This window comes from Enterococcus sp. 4E1_DIV0656, assembly GCF_002140695.1.
GTDB classification, from domain to species: Bacteria; Bacillota; Bacilli; order Lactobacillales; family Enterococcaceae; genus Enterococcus_D; species Enterococcus_D entomosocium.
Map to the genome: position 1 here is coordinate 2235694 of NZ_NGLF01000001.1, position 17423 is coordinate 2253116.

Annotated in this window: 16 protein-coding genes; 14 read left to right on the forward strand and 2 right to left on the reverse strand. The window is 41.0% G+C overall.

From position 1 onward, the window contains the following. The first annotated feature begins 155 nt into the window (after positions 1–155). The 7 genes from A5882_RS10555 (at position 156) to A5882_RS10585 (ending at position 9148) form a co-directional block, all read left to right on the forward strand. A complete protein-coding gene (locus A5882_RS10555; RefSeq protein ID WP_086372722.1) occupies positions 156–2276 on the forward strand; it encodes a penicillin-binding protein 2 in 2121 nt (706 codons plus the stop codon). 190 nt (positions 2277–2466) lie between these two features. Continuing rightward, positions 2467–2748, forward strand: coding sequence for a hypothetical protein (locus A5882_RS10560; protein WP_086299662.1), 282 nt, complete (start codon positions 2467–2469; stop codon positions 2746–2748). Between the two features lie 3 nt (positions 2749–2751). After that, positions 2752–4788 (forward strand): sodium:proton antiporter, encoded by a 2037-nt coding sequence (locus A5882_RS10565; RefSeq protein ID WP_086317044.1) that lies wholly within the window; start codon positions 2752–2754, stop codon positions 4786–4788. 204 nt (positions 4789–4992) lie between these two features. Then, a complete protein-coding gene (locus A5882_RS10570) occupies positions 4993–6900 on the forward strand; it encodes an ABC-F family ATP-binding cassette domain-containing protein (protein ID WP_086372723.1) in 1908 nt (635 codons plus the stop codon). A 16-nt stretch (positions 6901–6916) separates the two neighbouring features. Further along, positions 6917–7864, forward strand: a complete 948-nt coding sequence (locus A5882_RS10575; RefSeq protein ID WP_086299608.1) for a thymidylate synthase — start codon at positions 6917–6919, stop codon at positions 7862–7864. A 43-nt stretch (positions 7865–7907) separates the two neighbouring features. Continuing rightward, a complete protein-coding gene (locus A5882_RS10580; protein WP_086299607.1) occupies positions 7908–8654 on the forward strand; it encodes a hypothetical protein in 747 nt (248 codons plus the stop codon). Between the two features lie 5 nt (positions 8655–8659). Then, positions 8660–9148: a dihydrofolate reductase gene (locus A5882_RS10585; protein ID WP_086299606.1), complete on the forward strand. Its 489-nt coding sequence runs from the start codon at positions 8660–8662 to the stop codon at positions 9146–9148. A 63-nt stretch (positions 9149–9211) separates the two neighbouring features. Here A5882_RS10585 and A5882_RS10590 read toward each other — a convergent pair whose 3' ends face one another. Further along, positions 9212–9865: a hemolysin III family protein gene (locus A5882_RS10590; protein ID WP_005236874.1), complete on the reverse strand. Its 654-nt coding sequence runs from the start codon at positions 9863–9865 to the stop codon at positions 9212–9214. 126 nt (positions 9866–9991) lie between these two features. Between A5882_RS10590 and A5882_RS10595 the strand changes: the two genes are divergently transcribed. From A5882_RS10595 to lepB, 7 genes are all read left to right on the forward strand, one after another. Next, entirely contained in the window at positions 9992–10834 is an 843-nt protein-coding gene (locus A5882_RS10595) for a DegV family protein (RefSeq protein WP_034872242.1), read from the forward strand. 214 nt (positions 10835–11048) lie between these two features. After that, positions 11049–12035: an SGNH/GDSL hydrolase family protein gene (locus A5882_RS10605; protein ID WP_008379640.1), complete on the forward strand. Its 987-nt coding sequence runs from the start codon at positions 11049–11051 to the stop codon at positions 12033–12035. After that, positions 12032–12682: a YpmS family protein gene (locus A5882_RS10610; protein WP_005236869.1), complete on the forward strand. Its 651-nt coding sequence runs from the start codon at positions 12032–12034 to the stop codon at positions 12680–12682. Before A5882_RS10605 ends, A5882_RS10610 begins: the two co-directional genes overlap by 4 nt. After that, positions 12682–13203 (forward strand): peptide-methionine (S)-S-oxide reductase MsrA, encoded by a 522-nt coding sequence (gene msrA, locus A5882_RS10615; protein ID WP_008379644.1) that lies wholly within the window; start codon positions 12682–12684, stop codon positions 13201–13203. The genes A5882_RS10610 and msrA overlap by 1 nt, the downstream gene beginning before the upstream one ends. Continuing rightward, positions 13196–13417 (forward strand): YozE family protein, encoded by a 222-nt coding sequence (locus A5882_RS10620; RefSeq protein WP_005236867.1) that lies wholly within the window; start codon positions 13196–13198, stop codon positions 13415–13417. The genes msrA and A5882_RS10620 overlap by 8 nt, the downstream gene beginning before the upstream one ends. Before the next feature lie 76 nt (positions 13418–13493). After that, positions 13494–14924, forward strand: a complete 1431-nt coding sequence (locus A5882_RS10625) for a S41 family peptidase (protein WP_086299603.1) — start codon at positions 13494–13496, stop codon at positions 14922–14924. Positions 14925–14956: 32 nt separating this feature from the next. Further along, on the forward strand, positions 14957–15505 hold the full coding sequence (lepB, locus tag A5882_RS10630; RefSeq protein WP_086299602.1) for a signal peptidase I: 549 nt from the start codon (positions 14957–14959) through the stop codon (positions 15503–15505). Between the two features lie 134 nt (positions 15506–15639). On the opposite strand, the gene A5882_RS10635 is transcribed toward lepB, so the two are convergent. Continuing rightward, the gene (locus A5882_RS10635; protein WP_086372724.1) at positions 15640–17133 is read right to left on the reverse strand and encodes a helix-turn-helix domain-containing protein; all 1494 of its coding nucleotides are present in this window, start codon (positions 17131–17133) and stop codon (positions 15640–15642) included. Positions 17134–17423 lie beyond the last annotated feature (290 nt).

Below are 17423 nucleotides of genomic sequence, written 5' to 3' on the forward strand. Positions count from 1 at the left end.
ATGAAACAATCAAACTGTGAAACATTTACTCGGATTCACGCTAATTTTTATAGTTTTTTCTAAGGATTAATGGATATTTTTTGTTTTTTCTGTTTCGAATCGAATTTTTTGGTAAAATAGGACAGTAGTCATTATAGATTGGAAGGATAGATGAGATGAAGAATTTGAAAGATAAAGTTGTCCAAGGGATACGCAAGGGGCCAGAAGAACCAAAGGCTAAATCGTATCGCAAATCTCATGTTCCATTTCGATTGAACTTTTTGTTTTTTATTATTTTTGCTTTGTTTGTGTCCTTGATCGTTCAATTAGGCTATCTACAGATCGTCAATGGCGACAATATTGAGCAGCAGTTGAAAGCTTCATCTGTAGTGGAAGTCAAAGGAAGCGCCCCTCGGGGAATGATCTATGACGCTTCTGGAAAAGCGCTGGTGGAAAATCAAGCCAATGCAGCAATCACATTTACCCGCGGAAACAAAATGACCGCTCAAGATTTATTAGAAACGGCCAAAAAATTGAGCGAGTTGATCGAAGTACCTGTGGACAAAAACTTGTCTGATCGTGATCTTAAGGACTTTTGGCTGGCCGATGAAGAAAATCTTGAAGCAGCAACTGACCGATTGAGTGATGAAGAGCGTTCTTTAGGTACTTCTGAACAATATGCGGCAACCGTTGATAAAGTGACAGAAGATGAAATCAATTTCTCTGATGCAGAATTAGAAGCAGCCACGATTTTTAAGCGGATGAATAGCGCCCAATCTTTGAGTACGGTCTTTATTAAGACGTCGGATGTGTCTGACCGTGAATTAGCTGTTGTCGCTGAAAATATGGTTGATTTACCGGGAATCTCCACGGGGACTGATTGGACGAGAAACATCGTTGAAGGAAGTTCTCTGGCTAGTTTGATCGGAACGGTGACTAGTGAAGAACAAGGGATTCCGGAAGAAGTTTTGGATGAATTTTTAGAAAAAGGCTATGCTCGTAATGATCGAGTTGGACGTAGTTATTTAGAGCAGCATTATGAAGAAGTCTTACAAGGCACAAAATCCATTTCCGAGATTTCCCTTGATAACAATAATAATATTGAAAGTCAAAAAGAAACCTTTGCTGGGGCAAAAGGGGATAACCTTGTATTAACATTAGATGCTGAGTTTCAAGCGAGAGTTGATAAAATCTTGCAAGACAATTTCCAAAAACTGATTGATTCTGGGGCAGCAGAATATTCTCCAGGGGTTTACGCAGTGGCGTTAAATCCAAAAACCGGCGGCGTTTTGTCAATGTCCGGCTATCATCATGATACAGGTTCAAATGAATTGCAGGAAAATGCCATTGGTACCTTCATTAATTCCTTTGTACCAGGGTCCGTTGTCAAAGCAGGGACTTTGGCTGCTGGCTGGGAAAATGGGGTCTTAAACGGCAATGAAGTGTTATTGGATCAACCAATCAGAATTGGCTCCGATGTAAAAGCCTCAATTTTCAACCCAACTGGGGCAAATAATCGTAACCTTTCTGCGGAGCAGGCGTTGGAAGTTTCTTCTAACTCCTATATGATGCAAGTCGCTTTACGTTTGATGGGCATCAATTATCAGTCAGGTATCTCGATTCCAACAGTGGATCGTCAAGGGGATGTCTATGAAAAACTACGTTCGTCTTTTGCCTCTTTTGGTATGGGAACTGAAACTGGGATCGATTTACCGGGAGAAGCGACTGGTATCAGCACATCGATCGATAACATGGACCCGGTCAGTGATGGTGGGAAGATCCTTGACTTGGCTTTTGGTCAGTTTGATACCTATACCACGTTGCAGCTGGCACAATATGCAGCAACCGTTGCTAATGGTGGCAAAAGATTGCAGCCTCATATCGTCGACGGTATTTACGGCAATGATGAAACTGGCGGTCTTGGCTCACTGATCGAAGAGATCGAACCAACGGTATTGAATGAAGTTGGTTTAACAGATGCTCAAATGCAAATTGTTCAAAATGGATTTTATGATGCAGTTCATGGAACGGATGCTTGGGCAACTGCCAAAGGCTTGGCTTCTGCGAAAATGGAGGTCTCTGCCAAAACAGGTACTGCCGAAACACCAATTGTGGATAGTAATGGCAATACCATCAGCTTAGTTAACCTAAACATCGTTGCCTACGGGCCAAGCAGTGATGCGGATATTGCGATTGCGATCGTAATGCCTCAATTAAAAGGCGACACAGATACCCATCCAAATATTCAAATCGCCAAAGAGATCATGGATGCTTACTACGACTTATATATGAAATAAGCATAAAAAATCGCAGTGAAGACTGCGGTTTTTTTGTTTTATAAGAAAACTGATAGAAAACCAACATTTAGTGAGAAAGACTTGCTATTTTTGAATGATTGGCTTAGAATACTAGCGGTCAAGAGATAATTTTGATTTGCACGTTAAATAAAAAGATAAACTGATGATAAAAGGGGTAAAAAACGTAATTATGAACAAGGAATGTTTAAGTAAGCAAGAACTAATGAAGCAGTTGGGACAATTTACACCATCTGAAAAAAAGGAGATTCGGGATTATTTACAACGGAAAAATCCATTGCTTTTCCGAAAATTTGAACGAATGAAACACGATTTATATCGCTTGGAATCACGGCGTGTCCAATGCGAGATTGAAAATAACGAAAAGGAGTTAGGTCTTCTAAACGACAAGATCCTTTTAAAAAAAGAAGATTTTCTTGAGCTGTTATTAGCCATTCGAAAGAAAAGAGGGTAATGGATGGAATTTATTGAACTCGTCATTATCATTGCAATTCTTGTCACATTATCAAATGTGGCGAGCAAAATATTGCCCTCAGTACCGATCTTTTTTATTCAAATCATCTTAGGAATTTTATTAGGTCTTACAGAAATGGGTCAAGAGATCGCCTTTGAACCGGAAATGTTTTTAGTAATGATCATTGGTCCATTGCTATTTCGAGAAGGGGAACGAGCAGATGTACCTGAGATCCTAAAAAACAGCAAGATCGTGCTGTTTTTGGCTTTTGGTGGCGTGTTAATGACGCTGTTTGCGGTCGGCGGAACCCTCCATTGGTTGATGCCGACGATACCTCTGGCTGCTTGCTTCGCTTTCGGGGCTGCGTTAGGACCAACTGATGCGGTGGCAGTCTCCTCATTAGCAAAGCGTTTGAAAATTTCCAAAAACATTATGCATATTCTTGAAGGCGAGGGCTTACTGAACGATGCTTCGGGGGTTACCGCATTACAGTTTGCTATCGTGGCTTTGACTACCGGGAGTTTTTCAGCAGCCAACGCAGGCTTCCAACTTCTTTTCTCTAGTATCGGTGGCGGGCTTGTCGGTTACTTGATCGTATGGCTGAAACGCCGGATTTTACGTTTTATTGAAAAAATCTCGGCACAAGATGTCACAGTATACTTATTGATTGAACTGCTCTTGCCATTTGCTGCCTATTTGCTGGCAGAAATGATTGGCGTCTCAGGGATTATCGCAGCAGTTGTGGCAGGTGTAGCCCAAGCCCAAAGAAAACGCCGGATCTCGTTGTTTGATGCAGAATTAGCGAACATTTCGGAAAGCACATGGTCGACCATTGTCTTTACATTGAACGCATTAGTGTTTCTCTTTCTAGGGATCGAGTTGTCACAAGTCTTTTCACCGATCTGGGAAAGCAAAAACTATGCAAACTGGCATCTAGTCATCACGATTTTAGTCGTCACAGCGGTGATTTTCCTCGTACGTTTTATCTTTTTGCTATTTTATTATTGGTTCTTACAGTCAAAAAAACAAGTATCCATGAATCAAGTCGCCTTGTTGACCTTTGGTGGCGTCAAGGGAACAGTCAGTTTGGCAGCCATCTTCATTTTACCGGTGATGGTGCATGATACACCGTTTCAGGAACGGAGCTTGCTCCTGTTTTTGACCGCCTGTGTAATTTTGCTGACATTGATCATCAGCGTGATGGTCTTACCTTATTTGGCAGATGGTGAAGCTGCCGAAAGTGTCGACTTCAATCACTTGCTGATCTTAGAAGACGTCATCGAACAATTGGAAGCAGAAGAAAAACAAGAGCTTTCTGATAAAGGTCGCTTAGCGATCGATGCTGTCATCAATTCCTATGAAAATCGTCGTTGGGAATTGTATCGCAATAGTTTGACTGATTCAGAAAAACAAGAAATCCAAGAAATTCAAGGATTGATTTTATCGATCGAACAAGACGGCTTGGATGAAGCTTATCGAAATGGGAAAGTCAGCCTAAATGGCTATCGTTTTTATTCACGCTTTATTTCTCAGCAGCAGCATTCCCTCGCAAAACAAATTCTCTCATTCTTTAGTTTTTGGCTCTTCTTTATTCAGCGTTTTATTCGTGTACTGATCCATCCACGTTTGTTTTTACAGCGGCAGCAGCAACTGAAAGATGCCTTGAAACAACGAGACATTTCTGAAGTACAAAAAATCTACTTAAAAAACAGCGAATACATTTTTCACAGTTTGAGCAATTTAGAAGATGTTTATGATTCCTCGCTGATCAATTTCTTTATTCGTCAACGAGAAATGAGCATCAAACGGTTTGAACATAGCAATTTCATTGAAACGATCATGATTGAGCAAGACCCGATTTTTGTTAAGAAAGTCCTTTGGGGCTATTATCTTGAGCGCAAGACGATCGATGAATATGAAGTGGCTGAGAAAATTTCAACGATTTCTGCAAATGAGTACCGACGCAATGTCAATCTGTTAGAATCGTATGCGATGTCTCGAGCGGAAGAACAACCGAAACAGCGGATGTTCCGCCGATAATATGTCTCTAAAGGCGCGCAACTTGATGCACGTTTTATGGAGTGTCTCCGTCAGGTTATTCCTAAAAGATGATCAACATCGATGATCAGAGGGAATAAACTGACGAAGGCATTCTTTTTTATTGCAAAAACTGCTCCTTTCTCTCATCGTTTCCTCGGATGAAATGTGGTACAATGAGCGAAGAAAAAACTCAGGAGGGATTCTGTGAAAGAATTAAAAGTAAGTGAATTAACCAAAACTTACGGTGAAAAAACACTGTTTGATCAGCTTTCTTTTCTGATACATGAAAAAGATCGGATCGGTTTGATCGGTGTCAATGGCACGGGGAAATCAAGTTTGCTGCGAATCTTAGCAGGTTTGGATCGTGGAGATGGTGATCGCCAAACTGTTTTTGCTAGTCAAGATTATCGAATTGGCTTTTTAGCGCAAGACAATCAGCTACAAGAAGAATTATCCGTTGTAGATGCTGTTTTTCAAGGGACCAGTCCGCTGATCCGCGTTGTTCGCGACTATGAAAAAGCGCTGATTGCTTTAGAAAATAATGGTATGGATCAACAAACGCAGCGCAATTATCAATTGGCAGAAGAAGCGATGAATAAAGCGGATGCTTGGAACACAGATACAACAGCCAAAATTATCCTCCAAAAACTTGGGATCAGTGATTTAAAGAAAAAGGTCAGTGAGTTATCTGGAGGTCAAAAGAAACGAGTGGCTATGGCTCAAGTATTGATCGATGAACCAGACCTGTTGTTATTGGATGAACCGACTAACCACTTAGATTATGATGCGATCCAATGGTTGGAAGGCTATCTAAAAAATTATCGGGGTGCGTTATTGATGGTGACCCACGATCGCTACTTTTTGGATCGAGTCGTTAACCGAATCTTTGAATTGTCCTTTGGCAAGCTGCATGAATATCAAGGCAATTACGAGACGTATCTTCATGCTCGATCAGAACGAGAACGAGTGGAGGAGACGCAAGAAGACAAGCGCAAGCAGTTATACAAACATGAGTTGGCTTGGATTCGCACCGGAGCAAAGGCCCGTACAACGAAACAACAGGCACGGATCGATCGTTTCGATGATTTAAAAGAAAACCTACATCAAGTAAAACGTAACGGCGAAGTGGCCATTGATGTTGCTACGACACGCTTAGGCAAACAAGTCTTAGCGCTAAAAGATGCGAGTTTCCAGATTGAAAACAAAACGATTTTGTCTCACTTTGATTTGTTGATTCAATCAAGAGAACGCTTAGGGATCACAGGAGAAAACGGTGCGGGCAAATCTACGTTGCTCAATATTTTAGCTGGTCGCCTGCCTTTAGAAGAAGGGGAGCGGACGATTGGCGTGACTGTGAAAATGGCTTATTATACGCAAACGATTGAAGCGATGAACCCTGATCAGCGAATGATTGCTTATTTGCAAGAAGCAGCCGAGGAAGTGCAAAAAGTGGATGGCTCACAAGTCAGTGTCGCAGAAATGCTGGAACAGTTTTTGTTTCCGCGATCCATGCACGGCACTAAGATCGGCAAGCTGTCTGGCGGGGAAAAACGACGCCTATTTTTGCTCAAGCTATTGATTGGGCAGCCAAATGTTCTCTTGTTAGATGAACCGACCAACGATTTGGATATTGATACCCTGACGATTTTGGAAAATTATTTGGAAACATTCCCAGGTGCAGTAATCACTGTTTCCCATGACCGCTACTTTTTAGATAAAGTTGCCCAAAAATTGCTGATCTTTGAAGGAAACGGCAGGATTAAGTCCTACTTTGGTTCCATTAATGAGTATCTAGCAGCCAATACCAATAAAGCTAGTTCATGTGTACTAGAGCCAAAAGAATCAAAAACCGATTCCCTTTCTGCTGATAGTGAGGAGTCTGCTGCAACGCCTGTCAAAAAGAAACTGAGTTATATGGAACAAAAAGAGTGGGCGACAATTGAAGATGATATCGCGGCTTTAGAAGAAAAAGCAGCCGCTTTGACTGAAGAGATGAATCATCAAGGAGCTGACTTTACCAAGCTCCAAAAATTACAGCAAGAAATCAGCGAGGTTGAAACGCAACTTGCAGAAAAAATGGATCGTTGGGAATATTTGAGCGAATTTGTGTAGAGTAAAGGAGAGAACGATGGAACAAGCATATTTAGATCTAGGAAGAAAAATATTAGCAGAAGGCAATGATAAAAGTGATCGTACCGGAACGGGAACACGCAGTGTCTTTGGTCACCAAATGCGTTTTGATCTGTCCCAAGGCTTTCCATTGTTGACAACCAAGAGAGTTCCTTTTGGCTTGATCAAAAGCGAATTATTGTGGTTTCTAAAAGGAGATACCAACATTCGTTATCTCCTAGAACATAATAACCACATTTGGGATGAATGGGCGTTTGAGCGCTATATTAAAAGTGATGCTTACACAGGTCCTGACATGACGGACTTTGGCCGTCGTTCCCTAGTGGATGAAGCTTTCAATGAACAGTACCAACACGAGTTGAAACAGTTTTGTGAAAAAATCTTATCTGATGATACTTTTGCTGAAGCCTTCGGCGATTTGGGACACGTTTATGGGTACCAATGGCGCCATTGGGAAAAAAGTACGGGCGGGTTTATCGATCAAATCAAAGAAGTGATCGACATGATCAAGACGACGCCAGATTCTCGCCGCTTAATCGTCTCTGCTTGGAATCCAGAAGATGTACCGACGATGGCGTTGCCCCCTTGTCACACGATGTTTCAATTTTATGTTCATGATGGTCGCTTAAGCTGTCAGTTATATCAACGCAGTGCCGATGTCTTTTTAGGCATTCCCTTCAATATTGCTAGTTATGCGCTATTAACGCACCTGATTGCTCATGAAACTGGACTAGAAGTCGGAGATTTTGTCCATACATTAGGTGATGCTCATCTGTACAGTAATCATATAGAACAGATGAAGGAACAGTTGACTCGTTCGGTACGTCCGGCGCCAAGCTTACAGTTAAATCCTGAAAAACAGTCAATCTTTGATTTTGAAATGGAAGATATTACCCTGGCAGGGTATGATCCGCATCCAACAATCAAAGCACCGATCGCAGTTTAAGTGGTTGTTTGGTTTCATTTCATAAAGAAAGGAATGAGGCGTAATGGAAAATACCCACAAACGAGGCTTTGCGGCGACCTTCCATCAGAGACATGCCGGATCAATTACTCCAGTGCTCATTGAGCAAGTCATTGATTTCTTGGATCAGCACTATGATGCAGTTTGGCTATCCGTATCCGAAGAAACGGTGCCGGAGCTAAAAGCAGCCATTCGTTCAAATCAGCAGTGTACTGCCATTTTTATACCAGCAAAAGGGGCGGCGGATGCCCGCAGAAGGCTTATTTTTGCGGCACAGCATACTTTACCAATGCTGGATTCATTGCATATTTGTGATTTTGATCGCGTAGTGACGTGGATCGAGACGTATCCAGAAGAACTTGTGGCAATAAGCAAACAGCCGTTACCAGAGAATACGTATTGTATCCTAGGGCGAACTGCAAGGGCGTTTGCGAGTCATCCGCAAACGTGGCAAAGAACGGAGTGCTTGATCAACGAGATCGCTGCTGACTTTTTTCAAACACAAGAAATTGATGTCGCAGCTGGCAGTGCTCTCTTTCCTATCTCCCTGATACCGACCTTACTGAAAAACAACAACGCGCGTTTAAACGATGGGGAATGGCCGAGAAATGTCCAAAGAAGCGGCGGCACAATTGTTTACCAAGCCTGTGATGGCTTGCGCTTTGATGAGCGCAACAAAGATCCATTTGAGCATGAATCAGCTTTTCAGCTGATGCAGCGGCTGCAGGTTGCTGCTACTATTTCGGAATCATTTTATACAGAAGGGATGTAATTTTTATGTTGATCGCACTTTGGGCACAAGATCAAAAGGGTTTGATCGGAGCAGATGGCACGTTGCCGTGGCATTTGCCAAATGATTTGAAATTTTTTAAAGAGCAAACCATCAATAATACGATTATAATGGGGCGCAAAACCTTTGAAGGAATGGGAAAAAGATTACTGCCGCAGCGTACGACGATCGTTTTGACAAGTGATCCACACTATCAAGCCAACGGCGCGTTAGTGATGCATGACCGAGAGGAAATCTTAGCGTATGTGAAGCAACAAGAGCATCCCGTTTTTTTAACTGGTGGAGCGGGTGTTTTTGAAGCGATGATTGACGATTGCGATCAATTGTACCGTACAGTGATCGATGCGGAATTTAACGGAGATGTGTATTTCCCAGAGATTGATTGGACGCAATGGAAACTTGATCATGTGATCGATGGGATCGTCGATGAAAAGAACCGTTACCCCCATCAATTTGAATTTTATCATAGAAAATAAAAGAACAGGAAGCTTTCTGCAGCGAAAGTTTCCTGTTCTTTGTTTGTAAGCAATGCTTCATTTTTAGGTATACAACAAGACGGAGAAGTACATCAGTCCAGCACCTAACATAACGAATAAGTGCCAAACCACATGCATGAATCGAACGGATTTTAAACTATAGAATAGCGCACCTACAGTATAAGAAACACCACCGCTTGCTAGTAAAAATGTTCCCCAGTAGCCTAAATGTTCGATCAGAGGTTTGAAGGCGACGACACATAGCCAGCCCATGATGATGTAGATCAGGGTGGAGATTTTTGAGACAGTCTCTTTTTTATGAAGAGTCAGTGACTTATAAACGATGCCGCTAATTGCTAGTAGCCAAATCAAGACAAAGAGTGACCAGCCAAGCCAGCCTTGGATACTAAGCAAGCAAAAAGGTGTATAGCTTCCGGCGATCAGCAAGAAAATGGAGGCATGATCAAAGACTTGGAAGACCTTTTTTGCTTTGGTAAAAATCAAACTGTGAAATAAGGTAGAAAAGAGGAAGAGCAAAATCATCATCGACCCATAAATGGCATAGGAAACGATGTGGATAGGTGACCCTAGATTTGCCCCCTTGATTAAGAGGATGACCAGTCCTGCGATACTCAGTCCTAATCCGATCCCGTGGGTTACTGCATTTAATACTTCATTGACGATCAAATATCTGCGACTAAACTTCATGTGCTGCATTCGGCACCGTCCTTTCGAATCGAAATTAGATGAAAAAAAATTTTCTCTCTGTTATACTTAGTATAAATGGTCTGTGGTTATTTTACCACGAAAAAAGACTTGATTTAAAGAGAGAGTGAATATATGATGGCAAATCTTAAAATTGTGACAGATTCTTCCAGTACGATGGAACCAAGTGTCCGTGATGCTTTGGCTATCCATGTCGTGCCTTTATCTGTAATGATCGATGGTGTCGTTTATCCAGATGATGAAACGCTGCCGGGAGAAAAATTTATGCAAATGATGGCGCAAGCCAAAGAATTACCTAAAACTAGCCAGCCGCCAATCGGTCATTTTGTAGAACTATATGATGAATTAGGCAAAGATGGCAGTGAAATACTATCGATTCATATGACCAAAGGGCTTAGCGGAACCGTGGAAGCGGCTCGTCAAGCCAGTCATCTATCAAAAGCCAAAGTCACTGTGATCGATAGTGACACGACAGACCAAGCGTTGGCTTTTCAAGTGATTCGGGCAGCAGAATTGGCTAAAGCCGGTAAGACACTAGAAGAAGTTTTACCAGAGGTGGATTTGGTGCGGGAGCATACGAAATTATTTATCGGCGTTTCAACGTTAGAAAACTTAGTAAAAGGCGGTCGTATCAGTCGTGCCAAAGGTCTTTTATCGAGTTTGCTGAACATGAAAGTGATTATGGATTTTGATCATTCAGAACTGATTCCAGTCGTCAAAGGACGTGGTGTCAAGACCTTCAATAAATGGTTTGAAGAGTTAAAAGCTGAACTGAAGAGTATGCCTAAAGTGACGAAAATTGGTATTTCTCATGCTGAAGGGTTAGAAATCACAGAACGTTTCCAAAAGGAATTAGCGGAACTATTCCCCGAGTTGGATATCCCCTTGTTGCACACGACACCGATCATCGCCACTCACACAGGTAAAGGTGCCTTTGCGATTACTTATAGTACGGAATAAAAAAGCATGTTTTCTTTCAGCGATTCGTTTAATGACGAATCGCTTTTTGGCGTATGACAAGCTGTCAGGAAGAAAAAACAAAAAAAGAAGCTGCCTATGCTTGTCGACTCTTTGGCAGGTAGCTGTTTTCTTTCTTAAGTTTGAAGGATTGCGACTAGGAATTTTATGAGAATTTTGTTAAAATAGCAAAGATTACAAAGGAGTTTGAATACCTGTGAAATGGAAGAAATTAGTAACTTATCTACTCGTTGTGGGATTGATAGCTATTGGAACTAGCTTACTGTTTCATTTTACTGTTCCCAAAGCCCAACCATTGCTGACCCCTGTGGACAAGCTAGCAGCCAATGATTCGAAAAAATCCGCCATTGAATATCTCGCTCTTGGGGATTCCTTGACAGAAGGGGTTGGTGATGAAACAGCTCGTGGTGGCTTTGTGCCAATTTTGGCTGGGGATCTAGAGGATCGCTATGATTTGAGCAATTTGGTAACTAAAAATTATGGGGTCGCTGGTGAAAGAAGCGATCAGATTTTAAAGCGAGTGAAAAACGATGAAGACTTACGCCAAGATCTTAGTCAAGCGGATTTGATTACCTTGACTGTCGGCGGTAACGACGTACTAAAAGTGATTCAGAGCAATTTCTTCGGCTTGAGCATTGAGACGTTTACGGAACCGATGGAAGATTACCAGGAACGTTTAAAAGACTTATTTGCTCAAATCCGCGATTTGAATAGTGATGCACCAATCTATGTCTTGGGCATCTACAATCCATTTTATCTGAATTTCCCAGAAATCACGGATATGCAGACGATCATTGATAACTGGAATAAACAAACGGAAACGTTCGTCAATCAGCAAGACAATGCCTTTTTTATTCCTATCAACGATTTGCTCTATAAAGGGTTAAGTGATGAGGTCGGTATTGCTGATACAGAAGAAGGAGAATCAGAGAAAACTGCCGAATCATCGGACACAGAACGCTTATCTGATTCATCGACGACAGCTTCGGACGAATCACAAAGCAGTACTTCAACGACAACTGACTCATCGCAAACTGTCGGGAATAATATCACAAACAATGTTTTGTATGAAGGCGATCGCTTCCATCCCAATAATCTTGGGTATCAACTGATGGCGAATGCCGTTCGCGATGAAGTGATCAAAACGCAAAATTATTGGTTGCTAGAGGAGGAAGCAAAATGAAACCAAGCGAATCAACGAAGCAGCCGGAAAAAACAGCTGCAACGAAAAAAAAATCGATCAACTACTGGAAAATTGCTTTTCTAGTGTTGGTCGGTATCCTTTTAGGCACAACGGTTTTCTTTGCTTCAAGAATTTTTCAACAGCGAGAAACCGGCTTAAATGAAAGTGCTGAACTTGTTCAACGGGAGGGCAGTCCTGTTCTGACCGTTAACAGCAACAAGAGCCAGGTCAACCAATTGATTGATTTTTATCTGTCAGATTTTCAAAAAGATCAAGAGGTCAAGTATAATTTTGAGCTAAGAAATGAGGCATTGTTGACGGGAGAGTTTCAAGTATTAGGATTTCCTATCACCTTCTATCTCTATTTTGATCCTTACGTGACCGAAGAAGGTAACGTTCAATTGAAAGCCAAAAGCTTATCAATCGGCACCTTGGATCTGCCCACCAGTGAAGTAATGAAAATGATCAAACGTAGTTTTAAATTTCCTGACTGGATCGATGTCAATGCCGATGAACAAATCATTTTGATACGTTTGGATCAATTCCGTATGCAAAATGGCTTGTTTATCAAAGCCAACAAAATCAATCTTGTGGATGATGAAATTCAAATGAGTTTATATTTACCAGCTGAAACGGAGGATGAATAATGGAACGAGCAATTTTTGCCGGTGGGTGCTTTTGGTGTATGATCCAACCCTTTGATGAATTAGAAGGGGTGCATTCAATTTTTTCCGGCTATACCGCAGGACATACCGAAAATCCAACCTATGAAGAAGTCAAAAGCCATCAAACAGGGCATACTGAAGCAGTGGAAATCATTTTTGATCCTGAAAAAATCAGTTATGAAGACCTTTTGACGATCTATTGGCAGCAAACGGATCCGACAGATGCTTTTGGTCAATTTGAAGATCGCGGCGACAATTATCGTCCGGCTATCTTCTATTTTAATGAAGAGCAGCGGAAAAAAGCCGAAGCCAGCAAAGAGGCGCTTCAGGCTTCCGGTCGATTTACCGATCCGATCGTGACCACGATCGAACCAGCCCAACCTTTTTATTTAGCGGAAGAAGAGCACCAAGAGTATTATAAAAAGAATCCTGAGAATTTTGCTCGCAATCATGCCCGTAGAGCAGCCTTTTTAGAAAATCATTGGGAGCAAGAACATGCGTAAAAGTTTTTATACCTATTTAATGGCAGTCAAAGGACCGAGTCATACAGATGAGGCCCAGATCTTTGCTACTCATGCAAGTCATGATATCCAGTTTCCGAAGCACAGCGATGACTATGATGAAGTCTCTTCTTATCTGGAACTAAATGTTGATTATTTGCCATCCATGGATATTTTTGATCGTATCTGGGCAGAGTATCTCGAAAATAACAAATAAAAAAACGATTCTTCGTTTTGTATGGTTGCATAAAATCCGCAGAACGGAGCTGTTTTTTCTCAGAGAGGTGTTGTGAATGAAAGGTTTAACGACGAGCCGATATATCGTTTCTCTCGTTTGTGTCGCAATTTTGTCAGGAGGCGGTGTCTATTTATGGCAAACGGCTCAGCAAAATCAGCAGACGACGCAACCGGTGACAGAAACGACCACAGAAGCCAGCGGAATGGAGAAAATCCAGTCGCTATATGACCAAATCCTTGCGAATTATTACCAAGAAGTTGATGAGGATGCCTTGATAGAAGGTGCCCTTCAAGGGATGACTGATGCGCTAGATGATCCTTATACGACGTATTTGAACCAATCAGATGCGGATAACTTAGAACAATCACTTTCTGGAAGTTTTGAAGGGATTGGTGCTACCTTGTCAATCGTTGAAGACTATCCAGAAGTCGCACAAGCGCCGATAAAAAATACGCCTGCTGAAAAAAGTGGTCTGCGGATCAATGACCGAATCGTCAAGGTAGACGGTGAAGATACGCAAGGACAGGAATTATCTGAAGTTGTGGGAAAGATTCGTGGTGAAAAAGGGACGAAAGTCACCTTAACGATTCAACGTGATCAGGACACCTTTGATGTGGAGATCACTCGTGATGTGATCCCAATCGAAACAGTCCATGGAGAAATTGCTGAAAATAATGACACAATCGGTCGTATCGATATTACTTCCTTTGGTGAAAACACAGCAGCTGAGTTGAAAGAAACCATCACCGAACTGCGAGAAGCCGGCGCAAAGTCGTTTGTTTTGGATTTAAGACAAAATCCTGGCGGATTGCTGGACCAAGTACAGATCATGGCAAGTATGTTTTTAGAAAACGGCCAAACGATCGTGAAGTTTGCCAACAATCAAGGGGTGGTCAGTGAGACCAAAGCGAGCGAAGCATTGGATGAAGGATTCAAAGTCACAGAACCGGTCGTTGTTTTAGTCGACGGCGGCAGTGCCTCTGCATCGGAAATTTTTGCCGCAGCCTTGCAAGAATCAGCGGATATCCCAGTTGTTGGTACAGAAACCTTCGGCAAGGGAACCGTTCAGAACGTGAAGGATCTGGGGGATAATAGTGAATTAAAAATGACGGTCATGAAATGGCTGACACCGGATGAAAATTGGGTCAATGATCAAGGTGTGATGCCGGATTATGAAGAGGACTATCCAGAGTATGCGTATTTCCCGCCATTACCACGGGACAATGCCTTAAAAGCTGGACAATCATCAACGGCAGTCAATAACCTAAATCAATTTCTTAAAGCGTTAGGGTATGCCACTAGTGGTGATACCTTCAATGATGAGACGACAGCAGCAGTGAAGACTTTTCAAGAGGCTCATGATTTAAAAGTGACTGGGGAAGTCGATGCAGACACTGCCCAAGCGATCGAAAAAGAAGTAACGGAGAAACTCAAAGCAGAGGACCCAGCATATTTAAAAGCACTGTCCTTGCTTTCTGAAGAATAAACTAAGTGAAAAATTGGAGAGGAGGCAGACGTGTGGAGGCGAAAAAATTCTGGGTTGATCGTTTTTGGCTAGTAGTGAAATATGCGTTAATTGCTTTTGCAACAGCATTCTTGATTCGGGCATTCTTGTTGATCCCAGTTCCTGTTGAAGGAAATTCGATGGAAGGAACCTTAAAACAAGGAGACATGGTGGTCATTGAGAAGATTTCGCCAATCCAACGTTTTGATGTCGTTGTTTTCCAGTTGCCGGATGGTTCGACCTATATCAAGCGGGTGATTGGCTTACCGGGTGAGTCAGTGAAATATGTCAATGATCAGCTTTACATTGATGATGAACCGGTAGATGAAGATTTTCTAGTGAAGAACCGCAGCAATGATCACGAGTCTGTCTCTTACACCAATGACTTTGATTTGGAATCTTTATTAGGTGTTGAGAAATTAGGGAAAGATAGTTACTTTGTCATTGGAGACAATCGACGTGCCTCCAAAGATAGCCGTTCCTTTGGACCAATATCAGGAGAGGCCATTTTAGGCAATGCTCGTTTTGTTTATTATCCATTGACTCATATTCGATTGATTTAGTCTGTGTAAAATCAATAAATAATTAAATAATGAATCCCCCCCTTGGAATTATCCGTTGATTCCAAGGGGGGATTTTGTCTAGCTTTTTATTCTTTTTCCAAAGGGAAATGGTTAGCATCGAAAGAAGCGTTTGTTTAGTCACTAATTGCTGTTAATTTTTTTATTTTTTCATTAAAAGCATTCGATAGTTTCTGACATAAATTCGTTTCAAAATCACGATAGCGACAAAAATCAATGATTGCCGAGTTTTCTTCGGTTGTAAAAGGGGGTAAAAGCTGTGGTGAGCTCAAAATATAAAAGTCAAAAGGTTCTTCAGTTGGCAGCGTGATCCGTTCAATTTCAACGTAGGGCAACCGTTCACATATATTAAAAACTTCCATGGAAACCAAGTAGTTAGATACATAGACAAAAGCAACTTTAAGTTTATATTTTTGTTCCTTTTCAATGTAAATGGGATAAAGCAAACAGGCTTGATAAAAAGCAAGATCGGTATAACAGGTTTTTAACCACTCATAACCTTTACGATTTGCTATTTTACGCCAAAAACTTTGAATGGTATTTGTCAAAATCGTATGTAATGGGTATTTATCCTTAATGACATTTGCTTCGAAAAAATTCGAAAGGGGGACTTTTTGCTTAAATATACAGAACTTCAACAACGTAAGATATGTATTCATATAAAGGAACGACTGATGGTCGAAGTCAAAATCACAGAGAAATTTTTGGCAATGTTCTTCAAACTCAGTCATCAGCTCTTTTAATTCTAGCTTTTCGTGATTGTAACAATCCGTTACAATCGGAAGACGCACATCTTTGGCAGAAGTCAGCATCGGCCAGTAATAAAAAAGAAAGAACAAAGAATTGATCTCAAGAATGTCTATTGCTGAATCAATGATCATAAAGAAAGCAGAGAAGAAATCAAGCTTTTCACCACTGGGGATAAATGATCGGTTCGTTAACTGATAAAGATTTGTCTTGTGACCATCCTTTAAACGAAACAGACAAATCTTGCAATGAAGTAAGGCTTCTTTTTTGCCAATTTCATACTTGCTTTTGTATTTCGTTCCTTCATAGGTAACAAAAAGCTCTTCGATCTCTTGGTCAAAGGCCTTCACCAAACTATCCCCTAAAGAAATGTGCCAGATAAAATTAAACAATAAGATGCGAATCACCATCTCTGAACCGATAAGCGTCATGGCGGATTGATTTAAGGTTACGTTGAATTCCTTTAAATGATCCTGAAGCTTTTTAGTTTGTCGGAAACAAGTCGAACGACTGATATAGTTTCTTTGGCAAAATGCCAGCAAACTTTCATCTTGATTGGTCAAGATACTTAACAACATTTTATAAGAAATACTTTCTTGGGCTAAAAACTGCTGATATTGATTGTATTCAATCAAATTTTTAGGGAGACTAAGGGTGTTTTTATGTAATGAAAGATTTACTGGGGAGAGGTTTTGCAGGTCCTCTTGGATCGAGGAAAGTAAACTTTTCAATCTCGTTGCACTTAAATGGGTCAGATTTTTCACGAACTCTATGTTGTATTCACCCGGAGCAATTGATAGTAGTTTTCCGTAGAGTCCGATTTTGTCTAATGCTCGGGTATCTAAGAGTATTTTTTCAATCAAATGATCACCTTCTTATTTTATTAATAACTTATTTATATTACTGTGTAAAGACACGTCTCAAAACTTTTGCTTTTTTTTAGAAAAACTGAGACAAATTTTTGCCAGAGCTGTCTCATAAAGAACAAAAATAGAAATCGCATGTGAAAAACGCTAGTTTTTTTTAGTTATTAAATAACGTTGGTTAATTGGTTCCGCTTTGAAATAAAAAACTTTTTTTATTTATGAATAACTACAGATGCGTAAATTTTTCCTGTTTTTCAGAAAATAAAAAAAAGAGGTGTCTTTCGCTT